The sequence below is a fragment of the Streptomyces sp. NPDC060027 genome (assembly GCF_042737005.1).
Classification (GTDB): domain Bacteria; phylum Actinomycetota; class Actinomycetes; order Streptomycetales; family Streptomycetaceae; genus Streptomyces.
The window spans coordinates 1-24,291 of sequence record NZ_JBHWVI010000132.1 but is presented as its reverse complement, the minus strand read 5'-3'; the positions used below and the strand labels follow the sequence as shown (position 1 = coordinate 24,291).

Genomic DNA, 24,291 nt, shown 5'->3' with positions numbered 1-24,291 from the left:
GCCCGGAATCCGGGGGCCCCGCCCTGAACGCTGCCGACGCCTAAGGCGTGCTCATGGCCGTCAGTTGTCGTCCTCGTCGATGAGGAACCCGCGCATCGGCGAGGGCGCCTGCTGCATCGGCGACGGGCCCTGGGGCCGCACCGGAGCCATCGGCTGGGTCATCGCGGGCGACATCTGCTGCTGCCCACCGTAGGACGGCGGGGCCTGCGTCGGGCCACCCATGCCCTGGTTGCCGCCGTAGGACGGCGCACCGGCACCCGCGGGAGCCATGGAGGGCGCGGAGGACGACGGCAGGGACGCCGTGGCCGGATTGCGCGGCGGGGCGAGCGAGTCGTCCGCCTGCGTCTCCAGCTGGCGCAGCTGCGACTCCAGGTAGGACTTCAGACGCGTGCGGTACTCGCGCTCGAAGCCGCGCAGGTCCTCGACCTTGCGCTCCAGCGTGGCGCGGGCGGACTCCAGGGAGCCCATCGCGACGCGGTGCTTCTCCTGCGCGTCCCGCTCCAGGGCGTCGGCCTTGGCACGGGCGTCGCGCTCCAGACCCTCGGCGCGGCTGCGGGCCTCACCGACGATCTTGTTGGCCTCGGAGCGGGCCTCGGCGATCGCCTGGTCGGCGGTCTGCTGGGCCAGCGAGAGGACACGGGCGGCGCTGTCGCCACCGGGGCCCTGCTGCGGCATCTGCTGGCCGTGGCCGCCCATGGGGCCACCCATGGGTCCGCCCATCGGGCCGCCCATCTGCTGCATCTGCTGCATCTGACCGGGACCCTGGCCCATCGGACCCTGACCCATGGGGCCCTGGCCCATCGGACCCTGGCCCATCGGACCCTGACCCATCGGACCCTGGCCCATGGGGCCCTGGCCCATCGGACCCTGACCCATCGGACCCTGACCCATGGGGCCCTGGCCCATCGGACCCTGACCCTGCTGGCCCTGACTGCTGGGGCCGGCGGGCAGCTGCGGCGCACCGCTGGGCAGCTGGGGCGGGCCTCCCATGGGGCCGCCCATGCCCTGCGGCGGACCCGATATGCCGGCGGGCACGGGGGCGCCCGGGCCTCGCATACCCTGCGGCGGGCCCTGCTGGTCCTGCTGCTCGGGCGGCTTGCGCATACCCTGCTGCTGCTGGTTCTGCGCGGCCGCGCGCGTGGCAGCGGCCAGCTTGGCGCGCAGGTCCTCGTTCTCGCGGAGCAGGCGAGTCAGTTCGGCTTCGACCTCGTCGAGGAAGGCATCGACCTCGTCCTCGTCATAGCCTTCTCGGAGGCGGACGGTCGTGAACTGTTTGTTCCGCACGTCCTCGGGGGTCAACGGCATCTCTTCACCTCAACGTAGTCGTCGGCATTCGGCAAGACCGTATCGTTCACATCGCTCACATCATGCTCGTCGTAAGCCTGATCAAGATGAAGACGATGATCATCAGTACGAAGAAGGACAGGTCAAGCGCCACGCCCCCGAGACGCAGCGGCGGAATGAACCGCCGCAGAAGCTTGAGCGGTGGATCGGTGACAGTGTAGGTGGCCTCCAGAACGACCACCATCGGCTTGCCAGGTTGCCATGAGCGGGCGAACTGGAAGACGTAGTCCATGACCAACCGGAAAATCAGCACGATGAGGAAGCACATCAGCGCGATGTAGAAGACCTGCCCGACCACGCTCATGATCCGTGCGTCCCTCTCCCCTGTTTCCCATGCGGTGTTCCCGGTCCTGCGTCTCAGCTCTGGTTGAAGAACCCGCCCTCTGCGATGCGGGCCTTGTCCTCCGCCGTGACATCGACGTTAGCAGGCGACAACAGGAACACCTTCTGCGTCACCCGCTCGATGCTGCCGTGGAGACCGAACACCAAACCGGCCGCGAAGTCGACAAGTCGCTTCGCGTCGGTGTCATCCATCTCCGTCAGGTTCATGATCACCGGGGTGCCCTCACGGAAGTGTTCCCCGATGGTACGGGCCTCGTTGTAGGTCCGGGGGTGCAGCGTGGTGATCCGGTACGGCTCTCGTTCCGACACGACCTTGGGCATGATCACCGGGGCGTTCTTCTCCAGGCTTTGACGTTCTTGTGTGATGGACGCCACGGGGGCGATGCGTGCCGGACGCCCGGACTCCGCGGCGAGCGAAGAGGAATGCGGCACGGGGTCGCGCGGCGCCGGGGGCTGTACCACTCGTACCGATTCGTCCCGTTGGGACTGGTGCGCCTGATGTGACTGGTGCGACGGCTCATGCCGTCGTCGGTCCCGCTCGGGCTCGGGGTCGAGCTCGGGCTCGAAGTCGTCGTCGGGGTCGAATCCCCTGCCGTCGTACCCATCGTCCTCCACGAGGCCGAGGTAGACCGCCATCTTGCGCATCGCGCCGGCCATGCTCTGAGTCCTCCGCTCTGTGGTGGATCGGCTGACGAACTGCCAAGTGCCCGCGATCCACGAGGTCGTTATGCCCGCCTTTGGCGGAAATGACCATATTTTCTGCTGTGGTCCGACTTCTTGGCGACGTTACCCGAGGCTGGGTCGGACTCCGAGTACCGCAGTACCGACGCGTACATGTGTCGCTCCGGCCGCCACGGCCTGTTCGAGGTCCGAGCTCATCCCTGCCGAGACCATGTTCGCAGCCGGATGAGCCCGGCGCACGGCAGTCGACAAATCCATCAGCCGCTCGAACGCCGCCTGTTGCCGCCCCGCGTACTCACCGGTGAGCGGAGCGACCGTCATCAGCCCGTCGAGCCGGAGCCCGGGGGCCTGCGCGACAAGGTCGGCCAACTCCTCGATTCCGCCGACCCCCACGCCTCCCCGCTCACCCCGGCCGCGCTCCTGCGCGTCCAGCGCGACCTGGATGAGGCACCCCACCTCGCGCTCCGCCCGCACCGCTTCCTTCGAGAGGGCCGCGACGAGCCTGGAGCGGTCGACCGACTGCACGACACCCGCGTAACCGACCACGGAACGCACCTTGTTGGTCTGCAATTGTCCGACAAAGTGCCACAACAGGGGCAGGTCGGAGCACTCCGCGGCCTTCGGTGCCGCGTCCTGGTCCCGGTTCTCGGCGACATGCCGCACACCGAGCTCCGACAGGATCCGCACATCGCTCGCGGGGTAGGTCTTGGTGACCACGATCAGGGTCACCTCTTCGCGCTTGCGCCCGGCGGCCGTGCACGCAGCCGTGATGCGCTCTTCCACTTTCGCCAGATTCGCGGCGAGTTGAGCCTTACGGTCTGTCATGCCCCATCAGTCCAGCCATACATAGCCCGCGAGCCGCCCGGTGGTGCGGTCCCGTCGGTACGAGAAGTGGTCCCTCGATTCGAGCGTGCACACCGGCGACTGCTCCCGGTCACGCACTCCGAGCCGTTCCAACTGCGCGTGCACTCCGGCGGTCACGTCGACCGCGGGCGTCCCCCACGCGGTCTCGGCGTAGGCCGCGGGCTCGACGGCGGCGACCTCGGCACGCATCGCGTCCGGCACCTCGTAGCACCGTCCGCAGACCGCGGGTCCGGTGCGGGCGACGATCCTGGCCGGATCGGCGCCGAGTTCCACCATGGCCCGTACTGCCGCGGGCACCACCCCGGCGACCATCCCGGGCCGTCCCGCGTGGGCGGCGGCCGCCACCCCGGCGACGGGGTCGGCGAGGAGGACGGGCGTGCAGTCGGCGGTGAGGACGGCGAGCGCGAGCCCCCGCCGCTCCGTGACGATCGCGTCGACGGACGGAATCTCCGAGGAGCCCCACGGCGCCTCGACGACCGCCACGTCCGGTCCGTGCACCTGGTTCATCCAGACGACCCGGGCCGGATCGAGCCCGAGCGACTTGGCGGCCAGTTCCCGATTGGTGCGTACGGCGTCGGGGTCGTCGCCGACCGCTCCGCCGAGGTTGAGCTCCTCGTACGGAACGGCGCTCACCCCGCCCCACCTGTCGGTGAAGGCGAAGTGGGCGCCGCTCGCGGTGCTCGTTTCGGAGCGATGTCCTATCACTTCAGGAAGTCCGGCACGTCCAGCTCCTCGGCCGCGCTGTCCGAGTAGGAGCGGGACGGCGGGACCGGCGGGGACACCGGCAGTTCGCTGACCGGCTCCGGAGCGGGCTCCGGGGCGGCCTCCTTCGGGGTGACGCTGCCGAGCGACCCGAAGGACGGGCGGCTCTCGGCCTGGCGCGCCGGAGCGGGCTCCTCGCGTCGGGCCGAGGTCGATCCGAGGACGTTGTCCCGCTTGGCCGGCGGCTGGCCGCCGTCGAAGCCGGCGGCGATGACGGTGACGCGCACCTCGTCGCCGAGGGCGTCGTCGATGACCGCGCCGAAGATGATGTTGGCCTCGGGGTGCGCGGCCTCGCTGACCAGCTGGGCGGCTTCGTTGATCTCGAACAGGCCGAGGTCGGAGCCGCCGGAGATGGAGAGGAGGACGCCGCGGGCGCCGTCGATGGAGGCCTCGAGGAGCGGCGAGGAGATCGCCATCTCGGCCGCCGCCACCGCACGGTCGTCGCCGCGGGCCGAGCCGATGCCCATGAGCGCCGAACCGGCCTCGGACATCACGGACTTCACGTCGGCGAAGTCGAGGTTGATCAGGCCGGGCGTGGTGATGAGGTCGGTGATGCCCTGAACGCCGGAGAGCAGGACCTGGTCCGCCGACTTGAAGGCGTCGAGGACCGAGACCTGGCGGTCCGAGATGGACAGCAGCCGGTCGTTCGGGATGACGATGAGGGTGTCGACCTCTTCGCGGAGTTCCGCGATGCCGTCCTCCGCCTGGTTGGCGCGGCGCCGACCCTCGAAGGTGAACGGGCGGGTGACCACGCCGATGGTGAGGGCGCCCAGGGAGCGCGCGATGTTGGCCACGACGGGCGCGCCGCCGGTGCCGGTGCCGCCACCCTCGCCGGCCGTCACGAAGACCATGTCGGCCCCCTTGAGGACCTCCTCGATCTCCTCGCGGTGATCCTCGGCGGCCTTGCGGCCGACTGCCGGGTTGGCTCCGGCCCCGAGGCCGCGGGTGAGTTCCCGGCCGACGTCGAGCTTGACGTCGGCGTCGCTCATCAACAGCGCCTGCGCGTCGGTGTTGATGGCGATGAACTCGACGCCCTTGAGACCGACCTCGATCATCCGGTTGATGGCATTGACACCACCGCCGCCGACACCGATGACTTTGATGACTGCGAGGTAGTTCTGCGGTGCTGCCACGTCGAAGGCCTCTCGCCTCGAGTTACGTGTCGTCGCCTCGCACGTTCGCGATCCGACGACTGATGCCGAATGGGACGGTCCGAACGCCGACCCGAACCCTAACGCTGAAGTTTAGGGTTACCAGTGTGTCTGTTCCTTGGACTCTTCCGAACAGGACACTAAGTCGACAAGTGGCGCACGTTCAACGAACACGCCGAACCTCCCGTTTTTCTTTTCACCCTATGTGATCAGGCGCAGCGCTGCCCAACCAGGGTGCTGGCCTGCGCCGATGCGCGTCAACTGCCCGATGAGGCGGGGGCTGTGGGGGCACTTACGTCGAAGTGCCGGGCCTCGGGATCGGCTTTCATGAGAGCAAGGAGCGTCCTGGCCTTCGCGCGGCCCTTCTCGGCGCTGCCCCACTCGACGGTCCGGCCGCCCCTCAACTCCAGCGAGACGGCGTCGTAGGAACGGACCTTGACGGTACGGGTGTCGCGGGCGACGGGGTCCGGAATGTCCCCGGCGATCCGCACCGCCTCACGCACCAGCCGGTCGGCGGGGAAGCGGCGCAGAACGGCGGGCCGTGAAACCGCCACTTCCAGTACCGGCACGCCCTTCGGGGCATCGGAAACGGTCGCGAACCGCACGCCCTTGGCGTCCACTTCGACGAACTTTGCGCCCTTTTCGATCATCAGGACCGGGGTACGTTCGGTCACTTTGAGACCGATTCCGTGCGGCCAGGATCGGACGACGTCAACCGAGTCGATTCGGGGCAATTTCTGACGCAATCGCTCCTCGATCGCCTCCGTGTCGACGGAGATCAGCGGGGATCCGACCGGAACATCGGCCGCTTCCTCCACCTGCCCGGCCGTCAGTACCCGCGTCCCTGAGGTCGATACGCGCTCCACACGCAGCCATGAGGAGCCGTAGAGGGTCCACACCGCGGCGGCGCCCGCCAACACCACGGCGACCAAAAGGATGATGAGCCTATGAGGGCGGCGGAGCCGCCCGAGCAAGGGCGGCCGGGGCGGGCCGGACTCCAGCTTCTGCCGTTCACCGCGCTCGGCGGTCTTCGGTCCGGCCACGCTCCCTGCCTTCCCTCATGCGGTCCTAGCGGTGGCGCGAGGCGATCGCCTCGTACACCATCCCGACGAGCAGGTCGTCGGCGTCCCGCCGGCCGAACTCGCTGGCGGCACGCGACATCTCGTACAGCCGGTGCGGGTCGGCGAGCACGGGCAGCACGTTCTGCTGCACCCACTGCGGGGTCAGCTCCGCGTCGTCGACCAGCAGTCCGCCGCCGGCCTTCACCAGCGGCTGGGCGTTCAGCCGCTGTTCGCCGTTGCCGATGGGCAGCGGGACGTAGGCGGCGGGCAGTCCGACGGCGGAGAGTTCGGCGACGGTCATCGCGCCCGCGCGGCAGAGCATCATGTCGGCCGCGGCGTACGCGAGATCCATCCGGTCCACGTACGGTACCGGGATGTACGGGGGCATCCCCGGCATCTGATGCACCTGCGGCAGTTCGTTCTTCGGGCCGACCGCGTGCAGGATCTGGATTCCGGCCTGCTGGAGGTACGGAGCCGCCTGCTGGACCACCTCGTTGAGGCGGCGGGCGCCCTGCGAGCCGCCCGACACCAGGAGGGTCGGCAGGTTCGGGTCGAGCCCGAACGCGGCGCGCGCCTCGGGCCGTACGGCGGCCCGGTCGAGGGTGGCGATGGAGCGGCGCAGCGGGATGCCGATGTAACGGGCCCCGCGGAGCTTGCTGTCGGGTGTGGAGACGGCCACCTGGGCCGCGTACCGCGATCCGATCTTGTTGGCGAGACCGGGGCGGGCGTTGGCCTCGTGGACGATGATCGGCACGCCGAGGCGCTTGGCCGCCAGGTAGCCGGGCAGGGCCACATAGCCGCCGAAGCCGACGACCGCGTCCGCCTTGGTGCGTTCCATGATCTGCTCGGCAGCCTTGATCGTGCCGCGCAGCCGTCCGGGGACGGTGATCAGCTCGGGGGTGGGCTTGCGCGGCAGCGGTACCGCGGGGATCAGCGCGAGTTCGTAGCCGCGCTCGGGTACGAGCCGGGTCTCGAGTCCGCGTTCCGTGCCCAGGGCCGTGATTCCCACGGTCGGGTCCTGCCTGCGCAGGGCATCCGCGAGGGCGAGCGCGGGCTCGATGTGGCCGGCGGTCCCCCCGCCGGCGAGTACGACATGCACCGAAATTCACCGCTCTCCGGACGAACGCGCCGCCGAGGCACGCCGTCGCATCGTGTTCCATCTCCGGGGCCCCCCGGCCCTTGCGGACTCTCTCACCGCACCCCGCCTTCTGCCAAAGCGGGGTTGCCGCATCGCGAGTGCCGCCCGCGCAGCGGGGTCGTCACGCGCGAAGGCGATCAGCAACCCGATGGCGAACATGGTCGGCAGCAGGGCGGAGCCTCCGTAGGAGAACAGCGGGAGCGGGACACCGGCGATCGGCAGCAGACCGAGCACCGCACCGATGTTGATCACGGCCTGCGCCGTGATCCAGGTGGTCACGCCTCCCGCGGCATACCTCACGAAGGGGTCCTCCGTGCGTCCGGCCACGCGGATACCCGCATAGCCTAGAGCCGCGAAGAGGGCGAGAACCGACAGCGTCCCCGCGAGGCCCAGTTCCTCCCCGGTGATGGCGAAGATGAAGTCGGTGTGCGCTTCGGGCAGTTGGCCCCATTTCTCCACACTGGCGCCGAGGCCGGAACCGAAGAGACCGCCGGAGGCGAGGGCGTAGATGCCGTGCACGGCCTGCCAGCAGGTGTCGTGCGGCCCCGGCTCGGTCGCCCCGATGCACGCCAGCCTGGACATGCGGTTGGGGCTCGTCTTGATGAGGGTGAAGCCGATCGCCACGGCGATGGACAGCACGCCGACGAACAGCCGGGTGGGGGCTCCGGCCAGCCACAGCAGCCCGAACAGGATCGCCGTGAGGATGATCGCCGTGCCCATGTCGCCGCCGAGCATGATCAGGCCGAGCAGCATGAAGGCGACGGGGACGAGCGGCACCAGCATGTGTTTCCACTGGGTCAGCAGCCGCTTGTCCTGCTTGCGGGCGAGCAGATCGGCGCCCCACAGCACGAGGGCGAGCTTGCCGAACTCGCTGGGCTGGATCTGGAACGAGCCGCCGAGGGAGATCCAGTTCTGGTTGCCGTTGACCGCGACTCCTATCCCGGGCACCTGCACCAGGGCCATCAGGAAGACGGCGCCCGCCAGTATCGGGTAGGCCAGCGCCCGGTGCAGCTTCACCGGCATCCGCGAGGCGGCCAGCATCAGCACGCCGCCGATCAGGGCCGCCAGGAACTGCTTGCGGAAGAAGTACGAACCGGGCAGGGACAGCTGGAGCGCCGTGATCTGCGAGGCCGAGTAGACCATCACGAGCCCGAGCACGGTGATCAGCAGGCTGCCGCCGAGGATCAGGTAGTACGCGGTCAGCGGCCGGTCCCAGGCCTTGCGGGCACGGATGAAGAGGCGGCGTACGGGATGGTCGCGCGACACCCGGGCGACGGGCCGCCGGCCGGCCCGCTGCACGGGAGGTCGGCCGGTACGGCTAGTCGGCATCGGCGTCTCCGGGCCACAACGATGTCACGCGTCCGTCCCTCCCAGGTTCGCCCGGCGAGGCGGCCGGGTCAGGCGCCGAGTTCGCGAACCGCCTCCGCGAACGCGTCACCGCGCTTGTTGTAGTTGGCGAACATGTCCATGGACGCACAGGCCGGCGCCAGCAGCACCGTGTCCCCGGGCTCGGCGAGCCGCTCGGCCTCCCGGACAGCCGCGAGCATCGCCCCAGTGTCGGTCCGGTCGAGGTCGACGACGGGTACTTCAGGGGCGTGTCGCGCCAGGGCTTCGCGGATCAGCGCGCGGTCCGCGCCGATCAGGACGACGCCCCGGAGCCGCTTCGCCGACCTGGCGACCAGCTCGTCGAAGGTCGCGCCCTTGGCGAGCCCGCCCGCGATCCACACGATCGACTCGTAGGCCGCCAAGGAGGCTTCCGCGGCATGCGTGTTGGTGGCCTTGGAGTCGTCGACGTAGGCGACCCGGCCGACATCGGCGACGTGCGCGATGCGGTGCGCGTCCGGGGTGAAGTCCCGCAACCCGTCCCGTACGGCCCGCGCGGGCACCCCGTAGGCACGCGCGAGGGCCGCCGCGGCAAGGGCGTTGGCGATGTTGTGCGGGGCGGGCGGGCGGACGTCGGAGACCTCCGCCAGCTCCTGGGCGTTCTTCTGCCGGTTCTCGACGAAGGCGCGGTCGACCAGGATGCCGTCCACCACGCCGAGTTGGGAGGGCCCCGGAGCGCCGAGAGTGAAGCCGACGGCCCGGCAGCCCTCCTCGACGTCCGCGGCGCGCACCAGGTCCTCGGTGGCCTTGTCGGCCACGTTGTAGACGCAGGCGACCCGATTGCCTTCGTAGATACGGCCCTTGTCTGCGGTGTAGGCCTCCATGGAGCCGTGCCAGTCGAGATGGTCGGGCGCGAGGTTCAGTACGGCCGCGGAGTGGGCGCGCAGCGAGGGCGCCCAGTGGAGCTGGTAGCTGGAGAGTTCGACGGCGAGGACGTCGTACTGCTCCTCGCCGAGGACCGCGTCGAGGAGCGAGACGCCGATGTTGCCGACGGCCGCCGTGCGCAGGCCCGCCGCCTTCAGGATGGAGGCGAGCATCTGGACGGTCGTGGTCTTGCCGTTGGTGCCGGTGACCGCGAGCCATGGCGCGGCCTTCCGGCCGTCCTGCTCCCGCAGCCGCCAGGCGAGTTCGACGTCGCCCCAGACCGGGACGCCCGCCGTGGCGGCCGCGACGAACAGCGGCTTGTCCGGCTGCCAGCCGGGCGCGGTCACGATGAGCTCGGTGCCCTCGGGCAGGGTCGCGCCGTCACCGAGGCGCACGGTGACGCCGAGCGTCTCCAGCTCCGCGGCCTGCGCCCGGGCCCGGTCGTCGTCACCGTCGTTGACGACCGTGACGACCGCGCCGAGGCCGTGCAGGACCTTGGCGGCCGGGATGCCCGAGACGCCGAGGCCGGCGACGGTGACGTTCTTGCCCTGCCAGTTGGTCACTTCTTGGCTGCCCATCCTGCGTAGAAGAGGCCGAGTCCGACGATCACGCACATGCCCTGGATGATCCAGAAGCGGACCACCACAAGGACTTCGGACCACCCCTTGAGTTCGAAGTGGTGCTGGAGTGGCGCCATGCGGAAGACGCGCTTCCCGGTCAGCTTGAAGGAGCCGACCTGGATGACCACCGACATGGTGATGAGGACGAAGAGGCCGCCGAGCAGGGCGACCAGGATCTCCGTGCGGGAGCAGATCGCGAGGCCGGCGAGCGCGCCGCCGAGGGCCAGCGAACCGGTGTCACCCATGAAGATCTTGGCCGGCGAGGTGTTCCACCACAGGAAGCCGAAGCAGGCGCCCATCAGGGCCGAGGCGACGACCGCGAGGTCCAGTGGATCCCGTACCTCGTAACAGGCGCCCGGGTTGGTGAGGGTCTGCGCGTTGGCGCAGGACTCCTGGAACTGCCAGACACCGATGAAGGTGTAGGCGCCGAAGACCATCGTCGCGGCGCCGGTGGCGAGGCCGTCCAGACCGTCCGTCAGGTTCACGCCGTTCGACATGGCGAGGATCATGAACAGCGCCCAGACCACGAACAGCACCGGGCCGATGGACCAGCCGAAGTCCTGGACGAAGGAGAGCTTCGTGGAGGCCGGGGTGTTGTTGCGGTTGTCGGCGAACTGCAGGGCCAGCACCGCGAAGGCGATGCCGACGATCAGCTGTCCGGCCATCTTCGCCTTGGCCCGCAGACCGAGCGAACGCCGCTTGACGATCTTGATGTAGTCGTCCAGGAAGCCGACCAGGCCCATGCCCGCCATCAGGCCGAGCACCAGCAGGCCCGAGAACGTGGGCGCGTAGCCCGTGATCACCTTCGAGAGGAAGTACGCGATGATCGTCGCGAGGATGAAGGCGATACCACCCATGGTCGGCGTACCGCGCTTGCTGTGGTGCTCGCGCGGGCCGTCGTCGCGGATGTACTGGCCGTAGCCCTTGCGGGCCAGCAGCTTGATCAGCAGCGGAGTGCCGACCAGAGTCAGGAACAGGCCAATGACTCCCGCGAACAGGATCTGCTTCATCATCGGGCGGAAACCTCACCCTCGGCACCGTCGGCGAGCAGCGCGAGCGCCACCCGTTCCAGCCCGACGGACCTGGACGCCTTCACGAGCACGACGTCCCCTGGGCGCAGCTCGCTGCGCAACAGGTCGACAGCCGCCTGTGCGTCGGACACGTGCACCGACTCCTCACCCCACGAACCCTCGTTATATGCGCCCAGCTGCAGCCAGGACGCTTCCCTGCCCCCGACCGCGACGAGCTTGCCGACATTGAGCCGGACGGCAAGCCGTCCGACCGCGTCGTGCTCGGCGAGCGCCTCGTCCCCGAGCTCGGCCATCTGACCGAGCACCGCCCACGTACGACGTCCCTTGCCCATCGACGCGAGCGCGCGCAGGGCGGCTCGCATGGACTCGGGGTTCGCGTTGTAGGCGTCGTTGACGACCGTCACGCCGTCCGGACGCTCGGTGACCTCCATCCGCCAGCGGGAGAGGGAGCCCGCCTCGGAGAGCGCGCGGGCGATCTCGTCTGCGGACATGCCCAGCTCATGGGCGACGGCGGCCGCGGCGAGCGCGTTCGACACGTGGTGCTCACCGTACAGGCGCATGGTCACATCACTGCACCCGGAGGGTGTGCGAAGGCTGAAGGCGGGCTGTCCGTTCTCCGTGAGCCGGACGTTCTCGGCCCGTACGTCCGCTTCGTCGGACTCTCCGAAGAGGATCACGCGTGCCTTCGTACGGGACGCCATGGCGCGTACGAGGGGATCGTCGGCGTTGAGGACCGCCGCGCCGTCCTCGGGGAGGCTCTCGACGAGCTCGCCCTTTGCTTGCGCGATCTGCTCGCGGCCGCCGAACTCGCCGATGTGGGCGGTGCCGACGTTGAGGACGAGACCGATCCTCGGCGGGGTGAGGTCCGCGAGATAGCGGATGTGGCCGATGCCGCGGGCGCCCATCTCCAGCACGAGGAACTTCGTCTCCTCGGTGGCGCTGAGCGCGGTGAGCGGCAGTCCGATCTCGTTGTTGAGGGAGCCGGGGGTGAAGACGGTCGGCGCCTTGCTCCGCAGCACCTGGGCGATCAGGTCCTTGGTGCTCGTCTTGCCGGCGGAGCCGGTGAGGGCCACGAGGGTCGCGCCGAGCCGTTCGACGACGTGGCGGGCGAGGGCGCCGAGAGCCGTCTGCACGTCGTCCACGACGATGGCGGGTACGCCGACGGGGCGGGACGCCAGGACGGCGGCCGCGCCGGCTGCGATCACCGCCTCCGCGTAGTCGTGGCCGTCCACGCGTTCGCCGACGAAGGCGACGAAGAGACTGCCGGACTCCACTTCACGGGAGTCCCTGACGACCGGTCCGGTGACCTGTACCGCCGGATCCGGTATGTCGTACGTCTGCCCGCCGACGACTGCTGCGATCTCGGCGAGAGAGAGGGCGATCACAAGTTCATCCCTGGGTCTTCTGGATAGCTTCGCGAAGCACCTGGCGGTCGTCGAAGGGACGCACCACCCCGGCGATGTCCTGGCCCTGCTCGTGGCCCTTGCCCGCGACCAGCACGGTGTCGCCCGGCTTTGCGCGCGCGACGGCCGCGGCGATGGCGGCGGCCCGGTCCTCGAAGACCTGGACCTCGCCGCGCTCGTGCGCCGGCACCTCGGCGGCGCCCGCGAGCATCGTGGCGAGGATCGCGAGGGGGTCCTCGGAGCGGGGGTTGTCGGAGGTCAGGACGGCGGTGTCGGCGAGCCGGGCCACGGCCGCGCCCATCGGCATCCGCTTGGTCCTGTCACGGTCTCCGCCGCAGCCGAGCACCACGTGCAGTTCGCCCTCGGTCACCTTGCGCAGGGCGCGCAGGACGGATTCGACGGCGTCCGTCTTGTGGGCGTAGTCGACGACGGCGAGGTACGGCTGGCCCTCGTCCACGCGCTCCAGCCGGCCCGGGACCCCCGGGACGGCGGCGACACCGTCCGCGGCGGTCTGCGGGTCGATTCCGGCGACCGCGAGGGCGACGATCGCGGCGAGCGTGTTCGCCACGTTGAAGGGGCCCGCGAGCGGCGAGCGGGCGGTGATCCGCTCGCCCTTGGGGCCGATCGCGGTGAACGTCGAGTCCATCGGGCCGACTTCGACGTCCTCGGCGCGCCAGTCGGCGTCCGGGTGGCCCTCGGCGGAGAAGGTGACGACCGGGACGGTCGCTTCCTCGCTGAGCCGGCGGCCGTACTCGTCGTCGAGATTGACGACGCCGAGCCGGCTGCGTCTGGCCGTGAACAACTGCGCCTTGGCCTGGAAGTAGTCCTCCATGCCCGTGTGGAACTCCATGTGTTCCGGGCTGAGGTTGTTGAAGACGGCGACGTCGAAGACGCAGCCGTCCACGCGGCCGAGGACCAGCGCGTGGCTGGAGACCTCCATCGCGACGGAATCGACCCCGCGCTCGCGCATGACGGCGAACAGGGCCTGCAGGTCGGTGGCCTCGGGCGTGGTGCGCTCCGACTTGATGCGCTCGTCGCCGATGCGCATCTCGACCGTGCCGATCAGGCCGGTGGAGCGGACCCTCTTCAGGCCGCCCTCGACGAGGTAGGCCGTCGTGGTCTTGCCGGAGGTGCCCGTGATGCCGATCTGGAGCAGATCGCGCCCCGGGTGGCCGTAGATGGTGGCTGCCAGCTCGCCCATCGAGCCGCGCGGGTCCTCCACGACGAGGACCGGCAGACCGGTGGCCGCGGCGCGGTCGGCGCCGGTCGGGTCGGTGAGTACGGCGACCGCGCCGAGGCCGGCCGCCTGGGTCACGAAGTCGGCGCCGTGCAGACGGGCCCCGGGCAGGGCGGCGTACACGTCGCCGGGTCGCACCGCGCGGGAGTCATGGGTGATGCCCGTGACCCCGGCGTCGCTCGCCGGCTTGTCGGCGCCCAGCTGATCGGCCAGCTCCGCGAGGTGGGTGGCGGAGACGTGAACCGGCCGCGGCGGCCCCGGATATGTCACAGGAACGCCCTTCTGGGTGGTTTGGGACTGATCAGCGTGTGGCACGGCGGTGAGCGTACCGGGCTCACCCCCGCCGGGGCGAAGCGAGGGCTCGGGCTCGGCATCCGAGGCGGAGTGGTTCCCGGGGTCCGGGGTGATCGTTGTCACGAGTGGTTCCTGGTCCGTTGTGCGTGGGGGCGATCAGGGTGTGCGGTCGGAGGCGGTCACGGCGTGAAATCGACGGGCAGGCGGGCCGCGCGGGCACCGGTGGGCGGGACCTGGAGGGTCTTCAGGGCGAACTCCATGACCTGCTTGTAGACGGGTCCGCAGATCTGACCGCCGTAGTAGAGGCCCTTCGTGGCGTTCTGGATCGCGCAGTACACGGTGATCCGCGGCTTGTCAGCGGGGGCGAATCCGGCGAACGACGAGGTGTAGCCGTGGTACTTGCCGGTGGCCGGATCCACGCGGTTGGCCGTACCCGTCTTGCCCGCGACCCGGTAGCCGGGGATGCGCGCCTTGGCGCCGGTGCCCTGCTCGTCGTCCACCACGGACTCCAGCATCTGGGCGAGGGTCTTCGCCGTCTTCTCACTCACGACCCGGGTCTTCTTCGGCACGGCGGCGGGCGTGAAGCGACCGTCGGCCCCCTTGGTGCCGCGCACCAGGGTCGGCTCGATACGGACGCCGCCGTTGGCGATCGTCGAGTAGACGGAGGCCGCCTGCATCGCGTTGATCGACACGCCCTGGCCGAAAGGAATCGTGTACTGCTGCGAGGTCGACCACTTGTCGGGCGGCGCGAGGATGCCGGCGGTCTCACCGGGGAAGCCGAGCCCGGTGTGACTGCCGATGCCGAACTTGCGCAAGTACGAGTAGAGGACCCGGTTCGCCTGCTTCTGGGTCTTGCCGAGCTGGCCGGTCGCCAGGATCGTCCCGATGTTGCTGGACTTGGCGAGCACCCCGTTGAGCGTGAGGTACCAGGTGGTGTGGTCGACGTCGTCCTGGAAGAGCCGGTCCCCGCGGTGCAGCCGGTTCGGCACGACGACGTGCGTGCCGGGGGTGGCCACGTTCTCCTGGAGGACGGCGGCCATGGACATCAGCTTGGCGGTGGAGCCGGGCTCGTACGCGTCCTGGAGGGCCGCGTTGCCCATGGCCGCGGCGTTGGCCTGGGTGAGGTCGTTGGGGTCGAAGCCGGGCGAGTTGGCCATGGCGAGGATCTCGCCGGTCCTGGTGTCCTGCACTATCACGTACCCGCGGTCCGCCCTGGACTTCTTCACCTGCTCGGTGATGGCGTCCTGCGCGGCCCACTGGATGTCCCGGTCGATGGTCAGCTCGACGTCGGAGCCGGCCACGGCCGGTGTCTCGGTGGAACCCACGGTCGGCACCTGGCGGCCGCCGGACTGGGCGTAGCGGATCTTGCCGTCCTTGCCGGTGAGCTCCTTGTTCAGCTGCTGCTCGATCCCGCCGCCGCCCTTGCCGTCGGCGTTGACCCAGCCCAGTATCCCGGCGGCGAGATCGCCGTTCGGGTACACGCGCTTGCTGGCCGGCACGGCGAGGACGCCCGCGAGGACGTTGACCGTGCTCTTGTCGGTCTCCGCCTTGGTCCCGAGGGTGCTCTTCAGGTCCTTGATCTGCTGCCAGACCTGGGGGGTGCGGCGGTGCGCGAGGAGCGTGTAGCGGGTGTTCCGGGCCCGCAGCTTCCTGGCGACGGTGTCCGTGTCCTGGCCGATGATCGGGCCGAGGAGCGCGGCGGCCTGCTCGGGCGCGTCCCCCACCTCGGTGGCCTCGCGCGTGAACATCGTCGGGTCGGCGGTGATGTCGTACGCGTCCACGCTCGTCGCCAGCTCGACGCCGTCGCGGTCGGTGATCCCGCCGCGCTCGGCGGCCAGCGTGCGCCCGACGTACCGGTTCTGCTCGGCCTTCGCGGTGTAGGTGCTCGCGTCGACGGCCTGCACCTGGAGCAGCCGTACGACGAACGCGATCATCACCAGCGTCAGCGCGAGACTGACCATGCGCAGACGGGGGCGGGGGCTGCCGAGCCGGATGACGCGCGGGCCGTCGGGACGGGCCGGGGCCGGGCGGCGCACGGGGCGCCCTCCCGGACCCGGGCGGCTCCGGCCGCCGGGTCGTACGGGCCTGGCGGGGCCGGGCACTCGGCGGCGCGGCGGTTCCCTGTCGGACACTTCCGTCACCTGCCGGGGGTCGTGGAGGGCTGTGTGGACGGGGCGAGGGCCCGGGTGGTGTGCGCGCCCGTGGACGGCTGCCGCGGGGCGGGCGCCGGGGCGGCGCTCGACGCCGGGCCCGGGGGCCGGGCCGGGGCCGGGGCGAGGACCTCGGGCGGGGGGATCATCGGGGCCCGGGCGGCGGACTGCCCGGCGGCTCCGGGGACGCCCTTGACGGTGCCGTCGGGGCCGAGGAAGGCCGGGTCGCCGCCGGGGACCATGCCGAGTTCGCGGGCGCGGCGCTGGAGGGCGTCGGGGGCGGAGTAGGCGTCCACGTCCCGCTGGAGGCCCTGCTCCTCGTCGGTCAGGCTCTTGGTGTCCTTCTGGAGGTCGTCGAGGCGGAACGCCCCTTCGCTGAGCGCCGAGTTCAGCACGAGGAGCCCGATGAGACCGCCGCCGAGGAGGAGGACGACCAGGAGGACGAAGGGGGTGCGGGCGGCCTGCCCGGCGCCGGCCGGAAGGAGCCGCGCGAGCCGCGCGGCGCGCCCCCTGAGTTCGGGTTTGCCGCTCACAGGCCCTCCTTCTCCCCGCGCCTCACTCGGCGGCGTCCTCGCGGATGCGTTCCGCCCCCCGCAGCCGGGCGGGAGCCGCTCGCCGGTTCTCGGCGACCTCTTCCTCCGTGGGAAGTTCGGCACCGCGGGTGAGGAGCTTGAGCCGGGGCTGGTAGCGCTCGGGGACGACCGGGAGTCCGGGCGGGGCGGTGTTGGCGGCGCCGGCCGCGAACACCTGCTTGACCAGCCGGTCCTCCAGCGAGTGGTACGACAGCACGGCGATGCGGCCGCCGACGGCGAGCGTCTTCACGGCCGCGGGAACCGCCCTCTCCAGGACGCTCAGTTCACCGTTGACCTCGATGCGCAGCGCCTGGAAGGTGCGCTTGGCGGGATTGCCGCCGGTGCGCTTGGCCGCCTGGGGCAGCGCGTCACGGATCAGTTCGACGAGCCGCGCGCTGTTGGTGAAGGGGTCCTTGTCGCGCTCGCGCACGACCGCGGAGACGATCCGCTTGGCCTGCTTCTCCTCGCCGTACGCCCGCAGGATCCGCACCAGTTCGCCCGGCGGGTAGGTGTTGAGCACCTCTGCCGCGCTCATGCCGGTCGTCTGGTCCATGCGCATGTCGAGCGGGGCGTCCTGCGCGTACGCGAAACCCCGGTCCGCCTCGTCGAGTTGCATGGAGGAGACCCCGAGGTCGAACAGGATGCCCTGGACGCGCGGGATGTCCAGGCGGTCGAGCACGTCGGGGAGTTCGTCGTAGACGGCGTGCACCAGGGAGGCGCGGTCACCGAAGGGGGCGAGCCGTTCTCCGGAGAGGCGCAGCGCCTCCTTGTCACGGTCCAGGGCCACGAGCCGTGCTTCGGGGAACCGGGTGAGCAGTGCCTCGCTGTGACCGCCGAGTCCGAGCGTGCAGTCGACGACCACGGCTCCGGGCTCGGTGAGGGCCGGGGCGAGCATGTCCAGGCACCGGTCGAGCATGACCGGGACGTGTCGGCTCTGCCCCTCCGGTCGCCCGCTGCCGCCCTCGTTGGGGAGCGCTTCGCGCCCTGTCATTCCGGGCCCTCTCAGGTCCGGCGCGGCCATACGCACCGCCGGGTCCCCACCCGCTCGGGAAGGGGAAGGTCTGCTGGCGCCGGATGAGTGGCGTCAGCCGACCGGGAGCGGGAGGAGGCCGAGCCGTACGTACGCGCCGCGCACGCGGGGAGACTCCGGAAAGTCGCCGGGTCTCCAGGTAAAACAGTCCAGCGGGGAGAGCCTCGCCTCCCGCTTCGCGTCACTTTAGTCCACGGTGTCTCGCGGTCAATCAACCGGCATGCGCGTCGCGGACCCCGCTCGGAGCGAAGCCGCGGATCCGGAAGAATCACCCGAACGGGCACGTCGTCACCGCCCGTGTGGATTACCTCACAACAAGCCGCGATGACATTTTTTGTCCCCTCTCACAGCAGGACTGCCTCGGGCGTGACCAGTAACGTCATGGGTATGACGACTTCCGCATCTGTTCCCACCGAACCCGAAGGCGCCATAGCCGCAGAGCGCACGGTCACCGACCGACTCGTCGACGCGAACGGGAGGTACGCCGCCGCCTTCACCGACCCGGGGATGGACGCCCGCCCGGTGCTGCACGTCGCGGTGGTGGCGTGCATGGACGCCCGGCTCGACCTGCACGCGGCGCTGGGCCTGGAACTGGGCGACTGCCACACCATCCGCAACGCGGGCGGCGTGGTCACCGACGACGTGATCCGCTCCCTCACCATCAGCCAGCGCGCGCTCGGCACCCGCAGTGTGGTCCTCATCCACCACACCGGCTGCGGTCTGGAGTCCCTCACCGAGGACTTCCGGCACGACCTGGAGATGGAGGTCGGCCAGCGTCCCGCGTGGGCGGTCGAGGCCTTCCGGGACGTCGAACAGGACGTACGGCAGTCGATGCAGCGTGTGCGCACCTCCCCTTTCCTGGTGCACACCGACGACGTCCGCGGCTTCGTCTTCGACGTCACGACCGGCCTGCTGCGCGAGATCGACCCCTCCTGACCGGCACCGCAGGACCCCCCGGTCGCCGACCCTCGGCTGCCCGTGGGACCCTCTCTTCACCAAAAACCCCGACCGTCCGCTGCCCAGAGGGCCGTAAAACCTGACATATCGCGGCCAGTTATCCACAGGCGAGTGACACGAACCGGTAACGGCAACAAGAATGCGGGTGTGACGTCACGCGGAACCTTTCGCGCGTGGTGTCCGTGTTTCGGGGTGGGCCGGTCCGCACAGGGCGTCGGCCCGGGAAAGGGCCGAGGAGGGCCGGGTGACGACCTATGACGATCGAGCGAGCCTTACAGATCTGACCGCCACTGTGGAGCGTGTCCGCAGTTCGGTGGAAGGAGTGATCGAAGGCAAGCCTGAGGTCGTACGGCTTTCGCTGACCGTGCTGCTCGCCGAGGGGCATCTTCTGATCGAGGATGTCCCGGGCGTCGGCAAGACCATGCTGGCCAAGGCGCTGGCCCGGTCCATCGACTGTTCGGTGCGGCGTATTCAGTTCACGCCCGACCTGCTGCCCTCGGACATCACCGGTGTCTCCATCTGGGACCAGCAGCGCCGGGACTTCGAGTTCAAGCCGGGCGCGATCTTCGCGCAGATCGTGATCGGCGACGAGATCAACCGCGCCTCGCCCAAGACGCAGTCCGCGCTCCTGGAGTCGATGGAGGAGCGGCAGGTCACCATCGACGGGACGACCTACGAACTGCCCAGCCCGTTCATGGTGGTGGCCACCCAGAACCCGGTCGAGATGGAGGGCACCTACCCGCTGCCCGAGGCCCAGCGCGACCGCTTCATGGCCCGCGTCTCCATCGGCTACCCCAGCGCGGACGCCGAACTGCAGATGCTGGACATCCACGGCGGCGTGAACCCGCTGGACGACCTCCAGCCGGTCGCCCACGCGCACGAGATAGTGAAGCTGATCGACGCGGTCCGCACGGTCCACGTCGCCGACCCGGTGCGCCGCTACGCGGTGGACCTGGTGGCGGCCACGCGCACCCACCCCGACCTCAGACTCGGCGCCTCGCCGCGTGCCACGCTGCATCTGCTGCGCGCGGCGAAGGCGTCCGCCGCTCTCAGCGGCCGGGACTTCGCGCTGCCGGACGACGTGCAGGCGCTCGCCGTCGCGGTCCTGGCCCACCGCCTGCTGCCCACGGCCCAGGCACAGTTGAACCGCCGCACGGCCGAGCAGGTCGTCCAGGAGATCCTCCAGCGCACCCCGGTGCCCGCCGCTCCCCATCAGCAGTCCGGCTTCTCGATGGGCCGGGGCGCGCCCACGTACGGTCAGCAGCCGCCCCGGAGGCTGTGATGACGCAAGCGGGCACGGGGCACACCGCCGAGGAGGACAAGGGCGGGCTACGCACCGCGCTCGCCGGGCTCACCACACGCGGTCGCTCGTTCCTGGCCGCCGGAGTGGCCGCCGCGATCTGCGCGTACGTCCTGGGGCAGAGCGATCTGCTCCGGGTCGGCCTGCTCCTCGCGGCCCTGCCGCTGGTCTGCGCGACCGTGCTGTACCGCACCCGCTACCGGGTCGCGGGCAGCCGCAGGCTCTCCCCCGGGCGCGTGCCCGCCGGCTCCGAGGCCCGCGTCCATCTGCGCATGGACAACATCTCGCGACTGCCCACCGGCCTGCTGATGCTCCAGGACCGAGTGCCGTACGTGCTCGGTCCGCGCCCCCGCTTCGTGCTGGACCGGGTGGAGGCGGGCGGCCGCCGCGAGGTGTCCTACCGGGTGCGCTCGGACCTGCGTGGCCGCTACCCGCTGGGCCCGCTCCAGCTCCGGCTGACCGACCCGTTCGGCATGTGCGAGCTGACCCGCTCCTTCTCGACGTACGACACCCTGACGGTCATCCCGCGCGTGGAGGCACTGCCTCCGGTGCGGCTGACCGGCGAGGCGAAGGGGTACGGCGACGGGCGGCAGCGCTCCCTGGCCCTGGCGGGCGAGGACGACATCATTCCGCGCGGCTACCGCTACGGCGACGACCTGCGCCGCGTGCACTGGCGGCTGACCGCCCGCTACGGCGAGTTGATGGTCCGCCGCGAGGAGCAGCCCCAGCGCTCCCGGTGCACCGTGCTGCTCGACACCCGGGGCATCGCCTTCCAGGGCGCGGGCCCGGACGCGGCCTTCGAATGGGCCGTCTCCGGCACGGCGTCGACCCTGGTCCACATGCTCGAACGGGGCTTCTCGGTCCGCCTTCTGACGGACACCGGCAGCTCGGTGCCCGGCGAGGGCGCCGACGGGTTCGCGGGCGCCAGCCAGGAATCGGCCGACGCCGCCGGGATGATGATGGACACGCTCGCCGTCATCGACCACTCGGACGGCGCGGGCCTGTCCCGGGCGTACGACGTGCTGCGCGGTGGCAACGAAGGACTGCTGATCGCCTTCCTCGGCGATCTCGACGAGGAGCAGGCGACCGTGCTCGGCAAGATGCGCCAGCGCAGCGGCGGGGCCGTCGCCTTTCTGCTGGACAGTGAGTCCTGGGTGCGGGAACCGACCGAAGTGCCCGGCCCGTTGGACAAGAGCGTGGACCGGCTGCGGATGCTGCGCGAGGCGGGCTGGACCGCCGTCATGGTGCCGCGGGGCGCGCCGCTCGCCGACCTGTGGCGCGAGGCGGACCGGCAGCGCACGCACATGGCGTCGACAGGTACTACCGCGGGGGGTGGTGGGACATGAGCGGGCGAGCCCGACTGACACTGTGCGCGGCCGCGGCCACGCTGCTGGCGTCGTGCGCGCTGCTGCCGCTGGTGGACCCGGCGACATGGATCCTCCAGGCGGTGTTCCTGGTGGCCGTGCAGACCGGTGTGGGGGCGCTGACCCGGCGGGTTCCGCTGGCCCGGCCGCTGACGGTGGCGGCGCAGGCGCTGGTGACGCTGATGCTGCTGACGCTGATCTTCGCCCGGCAGCAGGCCGTCGCCGGTATCGTCCCCGGGCCCGAGGCCTTCCAGCACTTCGCGACACTCCTCCAGGCGGGCAGCGAGGACGTCGGCCGGTACTCGATTCCGGCCCCCCTGTCGGACGGAATCCGGCTGATGCTGGTCGGCGGCGTCCTGGTGATCGGACTCGCGGTGGACGCGCTCGCGGTGACCTACCGCAGCGCCGCGCCCGCCGGCCTTCCGCTGCTCGCCCTGTACTCCGTCGCCGCGGGCCTCTCCGGCGGCGGCGCCGCCTGGCTGTGGTTCCTGCTCGCGGCGGCCGGCTATCTGATGCTGCTGCTGGCCGAGGGCCGGGACCGGCTCTCGCAGTGGGGTCGCGTCTTCGGCGGAGCGCCCCGCGCTCCCGGCCCGGAGTCCGCGGACGGCGCCGTGGCGCCCGTCCGCACCGGACGGCGGATCGGCGCGGTGGCGCTGGGCGTCGCCCTGGTGGTGCCGCTCGCCCTGCCCGCGCTCGACGGCGGACTGCTGGACGGCACGGGACGGGGTGTGGGCAACGGCTCCGGGGGCGGCGGCACGATCTCCGCGGTGAACCCGCTGGTCTCGCTCCGCGACAGCTTGAACGTGGACGAGGACCGCACGGTGCTGACCTATCGCACCAACACCGCGGAGACGCAGGACCTGTATCTGCGGATCGTCTCGCTGGACGACTTCGACGGCACCGCCTGGAAGCCGGCCCAGCGCCACATCGAGGACGTGCCGAAGTCGTTCCCGGCGCCGATCGGCCTCGCCGGCCAGGTCAAGCGGGCCACGATCCGGACCCGTATCTCGGCGGCCGACTGGTACGCGCAGGACTGGCTGCCGATGCCGTATCCGGCCAGCAAGGTCGACATCGACGGCAACTGGCGGTACGAACCCGTGGGGCGCACCCTCGTCGGTGACCACGGACAGAACACACGCGGTGTGCAGTACGAGGTCACGAGCCTGATGGTGCAGCCGACGGCGGAGCAGCTGGCGAGCGCCCCGGAGCCCTCGCCCGCGATGAGACGCCAGTTCACCAAGGTTCCGGAGTCGTTGCCCGCGCTGGTGGCGAACACGGCCCGCAAGGTCACCAAGGGCTCCGCCAACCACTACGAGCAGGCGGTCAAGCTCCAGGACTACTTCGCGGTCAGCGGGAACTTCCGGTACGACACCGAGGTGCAGGCCGGCAGCGGCTCCGCCGCGATCGCGAACTTCCTGAAGGACAAGGAGGGCTTCTGCGTCCACTTCTCCTTCGCGATGGCCTCGATGGCGCGGACGCTGGGGATACCGGCCCGCGTGGCCGTGGGCTTCACGCCCGGGTCTCCGCAGGCGAACGGTTCGATGTCGGTGGGTCTGCGGGACGCGCATGCCTGGCCCGAGCTGTACTTCGAGGGCGTGGGCTGGACCCGCTTCGAGCCGACCCCGAGCCGGGGCACGGTTCCCGCGTACACCCAGACGGACACGCCGGGCAACGACGCACCGGTCGTGCCCAAGCCGTCGTCCTCGGCGTCCGCGGTGCCCTCCACGGCGCCGTCGGCCAGCGAGAACTGCCCGCCGCAGCTGCGGAAGCTGGAGGCGTGCCCGAGCGAGTCCTCGGCGGCGGCGGTCGGTGCCCAGGACGACGACTGGCCCTGGTGGAACAACGTCTGGCTGGCGCTGGCCGGGCTCGTGATCCTGGGTGTGCCGCTGCTGCCCATGCTGTGGCGGATGCGGACTCGAGCCGTCCGGCTCGGCGGCCACGGCCGCACGGAGGCGGACGTGGCGGCGTACACGCTGGGGGCCTGGCTGGAGGTGACCGATACGGCGTGGGACTACGGGATCGCGCCGGAGGAGTCGCAGACGCCGAGGAAGGCCGCCGAGCGGATCGTCCGGATCGGGGAGCTCGATCCGGAGGCCGCGGCCGCGGTGCACCGGCTGGCCGCGGCCGTGGAGCAGGTTCTCTACGCTCCGCACCCCCGGCCGGTGGCGGGACTCGCGAACGACGCGCGCCTCGTCGCAGAGGCCCTCAGTGCCTCCGCGAGCCGTCCCGTCCAGCTGCGTGCTCTCCTCGCCCCCCGTTCGGCCGTCCGGGTGATCTGGGCGGCCTCGACCGCCTGGACCACCCTCGGAGCCCGCGTCTCGGCCCGCAAGGAATCCCTCCTGCACCGCCCGTCGAGCCAGACCCCCTGACCCCCGGCAGACCGGCCACACCGGCCGGCCTGCCGGGAGTCACCGGCTGGGCGACAACCACCCACTGCGAGCAGTCACCCCGCGGGGCGGGACGCGTGGACGGCGGGCGACGGTCACCGGCTGTGGGCAGGCGTCCCGCAGGGCGGGACGGGTGGGCACAGCCACCGGTGCCGGGTGCTGTTGAACATGGGTCCCGGGCAACGGGCGGGTTCGCACCGCTGGCGGTTGTTCTCAGGACGTCGGAGCCGCCGGGACGCCTCGGGGCTGCCCGGCGGGAAGAGCCGGGGGCCGGGGGGAGAGCCCCGGGAAGGAGCCGCTCCCGGCCCGGCAGGTCCGGCGTGCGCGCGGACGCCCGAACGCACGCGTGAGGGGGC

General features: G+C 70.9%; 20 protein-coding genes. 4 read left to right on the top strand and 16 right to left on the bottom strand.

Features of this window, described 5'->3' with window-relative positions:
* Positions 1-60: 60 nt before the first annotated feature.
* The 16 genes from ACFWBT_RS27910 to rsmH form a co-directional block, all read right to left on the bottom strand.
* Complete coding sequence (locus ACFWBT_RS27910; RefSeq protein WP_385705299.1) at positions 61-1,305, bottom strand: DivIVA domain-containing protein; 1,245 nt, start codon at positions 1,303-1,305, stop codon at positions 61-63.
* 55 nt (positions 1,306-1,360) lie between these two features.
* Positions 1,361-1,648 (bottom strand): YggT family protein, encoded by a 288-nt coding sequence (locus ACFWBT_RS27905; protein ID WP_385705297.1) that lies wholly within the window; start codon positions 1,646-1,648, stop codon positions 1,361-1,363.
* 53 nt (positions 1,649-1,701) lie between these two features.
* A complete protein-coding gene (locus ACFWBT_RS27900; RefSeq protein WP_385705295.1) occupies positions 1,702-2,343 on the bottom strand; it encodes a cell division protein SepF in 642 nt (213 codons plus the stop codon).
* Between the two features lie 129 nt (positions 2,344-2,472).
* Positions 2,473-3,192: a YggS family pyridoxal phosphate-dependent enzyme gene (locus ACFWBT_RS27895; RefSeq protein WP_385705293.1), complete on the bottom strand. Its 720-nt coding sequence runs from the start codon at positions 3,190-3,192 to the stop codon at positions 2,473-2,475.
* Between the two features lie 6 nt (positions 3,193-3,198).
* Positions 3,199-3,936 carry a peptidoglycan editing factor PgeF gene (gene pgeF, locus ACFWBT_RS27890; RefSeq protein WP_385705291.1) on the bottom strand — a complete coding sequence of 246 codons (738 nt, stop codon included), beginning with the start codon at positions 3,934-3,936 and terminating at the stop codon, positions 3,199-3,201.
* A complete protein-coding gene (ftsZ, locus tag ACFWBT_RS27885; RefSeq protein ID WP_385705289.1) occupies positions 3,933-5,126 on the bottom strand; it encodes a cell division protein FtsZ in 1,194 nt (397 codons plus the stop codon). Before ftsZ ends, pgeF begins: the two co-directional genes overlap by 4 nt.
* Before the next feature lie 275 nt (positions 5,127-5,401).
* On the bottom strand, positions 5,402-6,187 hold the full coding sequence (locus ACFWBT_RS27880; protein WP_385705287.1) for a cell division protein FtsQ/DivIB: 786 nt from the start codon (positions 6,185-6,187) through the stop codon (positions 5,402-5,404).
* A 25-nt stretch (positions 6,188-6,212) separates the two neighbouring features.
* A complete protein-coding gene (gene murG, locus ACFWBT_RS27875; protein WP_385705285.1) occupies positions 6,213-7,304 on the bottom strand; it encodes an undecaprenyldiphospho-muramoylpentapeptide beta-N-acetylglucosaminyltransferase in 1,092 nt (363 codons plus the stop codon).
* A gap of 6 nt (positions 7,305-7,310) precedes the next feature.
* Positions 7,311-8,672, bottom strand: a complete 1,362-nt coding sequence (gene ftsW, locus ACFWBT_RS27870) for a putative lipid II flippase FtsW (protein WP_385705284.1) — start codon at positions 8,670-8,672, stop codon at positions 7,311-7,313.
* Between the two features lie 68 nt (positions 8,673-8,740).
* A complete protein-coding gene (gene murD, locus ACFWBT_RS27865) occupies positions 8,741-10,168 on the bottom strand; it encodes a UDP-N-acetylmuramoyl-L-alanine--D-glutamate ligase (RefSeq protein ID WP_385705282.1) in 1,428 nt (475 codons plus the stop codon).
* Positions 10,150-11,223: a phospho-N-acetylmuramoyl-pentapeptide-transferase gene (mraY, locus tag ACFWBT_RS27860; RefSeq protein WP_385705280.1), complete on the bottom strand. Its 1,074-nt coding sequence runs from the start codon at positions 11,221-11,223 to the stop codon at positions 10,150-10,152. Before mraY ends, murD begins: the two co-directional genes overlap by 19 nt.
* Positions 11,220-12,626: a UDP-N-acetylmuramoyl-tripeptide--D-alanyl-D-alanine ligase gene (murF, locus tag ACFWBT_RS27855; RefSeq protein ID WP_385705279.1), complete on the bottom strand. Its 1,407-nt coding sequence runs from the start codon at positions 12,624-12,626 to the stop codon at positions 11,220-11,222. The genes mraY and murF overlap by 4 nt, the downstream gene beginning before the upstream one ends.
* A gap of 4 nt (positions 12,627-12,630) precedes the next feature.
* The gene (locus ACFWBT_RS27850; RefSeq protein ID WP_385705277.1) at positions 12,631-14,298 is read right to left on the bottom strand and encodes a UDP-N-acetylmuramoyl-L-alanyl-D-glutamate--2,6-diaminopimelate ligase; all 1,668 of its coding nucleotides are present in this window, start codon (positions 14,296-14,298) and stop codon (positions 12,631-12,633) included.
* Positions 14,299-14,354: 56 nt separating this feature from the next.
* On the bottom strand, positions 14,355-16,307 hold the full coding sequence (locus ACFWBT_RS27845; RefSeq protein WP_385705275.1) for a peptidoglycan D,D-transpeptidase FtsI family protein: 1,953 nt from the start codon (positions 16,305-16,307) through the stop codon (positions 14,355-14,357).
* Positions 16,308-16,312: 5 nt separating this feature from the next.
* A complete protein-coding gene (locus ACFWBT_RS27840) occupies positions 16,313-16,858 on the bottom strand; it encodes a hypothetical protein (RefSeq protein ID WP_385705273.1) in 546 nt (181 codons plus the stop codon).
* 22 nt (positions 16,859-16,880) lie between these two features.
* Entirely contained in the window at positions 16,881-17,888 is a 1,008-nt protein-coding gene (rsmH, locus tag ACFWBT_RS27835; protein ID WP_385705271.1) for a 16S rRNA (cytosine(1402)-N(4))-methyltransferase RsmH, read from the bottom strand.
* Positions 17,889-18,314: 426 nt separating this feature from the next.
* Between rsmH and ACFWBT_RS27830 the strand changes: the two genes are divergently transcribed.
* The 4 genes from ACFWBT_RS27830 (at position 18,315) to ACFWBT_RS27815 (ending at position 23,917) form a co-directional block, all read left to right on the top strand.
* A complete protein-coding gene (locus tag ACFWBT_RS27830; RefSeq protein ID WP_385705269.1) occupies positions 18,315-18,863 on the top strand; it encodes a beta-class carbonic anhydrase in 549 nt (182 codons plus the stop codon).
* A gap of 265 nt (positions 18,864-19,128) precedes the next feature.
* Positions 19,129-20,166 (top strand): AAA family ATPase, encoded by a 1,038-nt coding sequence (locus ACFWBT_RS27825; RefSeq protein ID WP_385705268.1) that lies wholly within the window; start codon positions 19,129-19,131, stop codon positions 20,164-20,166.
* Entirely contained in the window at positions 20,166-21,530 is a 1,365-nt protein-coding gene (locus ACFWBT_RS27820) for a DUF58 domain-containing protein (protein WP_385705266.1), read from the top strand. The genes ACFWBT_RS27825 and ACFWBT_RS27820 overlap by 1 nt, the downstream gene beginning before the upstream one ends.
* Positions 21,527-23,917 carry a transglutaminaseTgpA domain-containing protein gene (locus ACFWBT_RS27815; protein ID WP_385705264.1) on the top strand — a complete coding sequence of 797 codons (2,391 nt, stop codon included), beginning with the start codon at positions 21,527-21,529 and terminating at the stop codon, positions 23,915-23,917. Before ACFWBT_RS27820 ends, ACFWBT_RS27815 begins: the two co-directional genes overlap by 4 nt.
* The last annotated feature ends 374 nt before the right edge of the window (positions 23,918-24,291 follow it).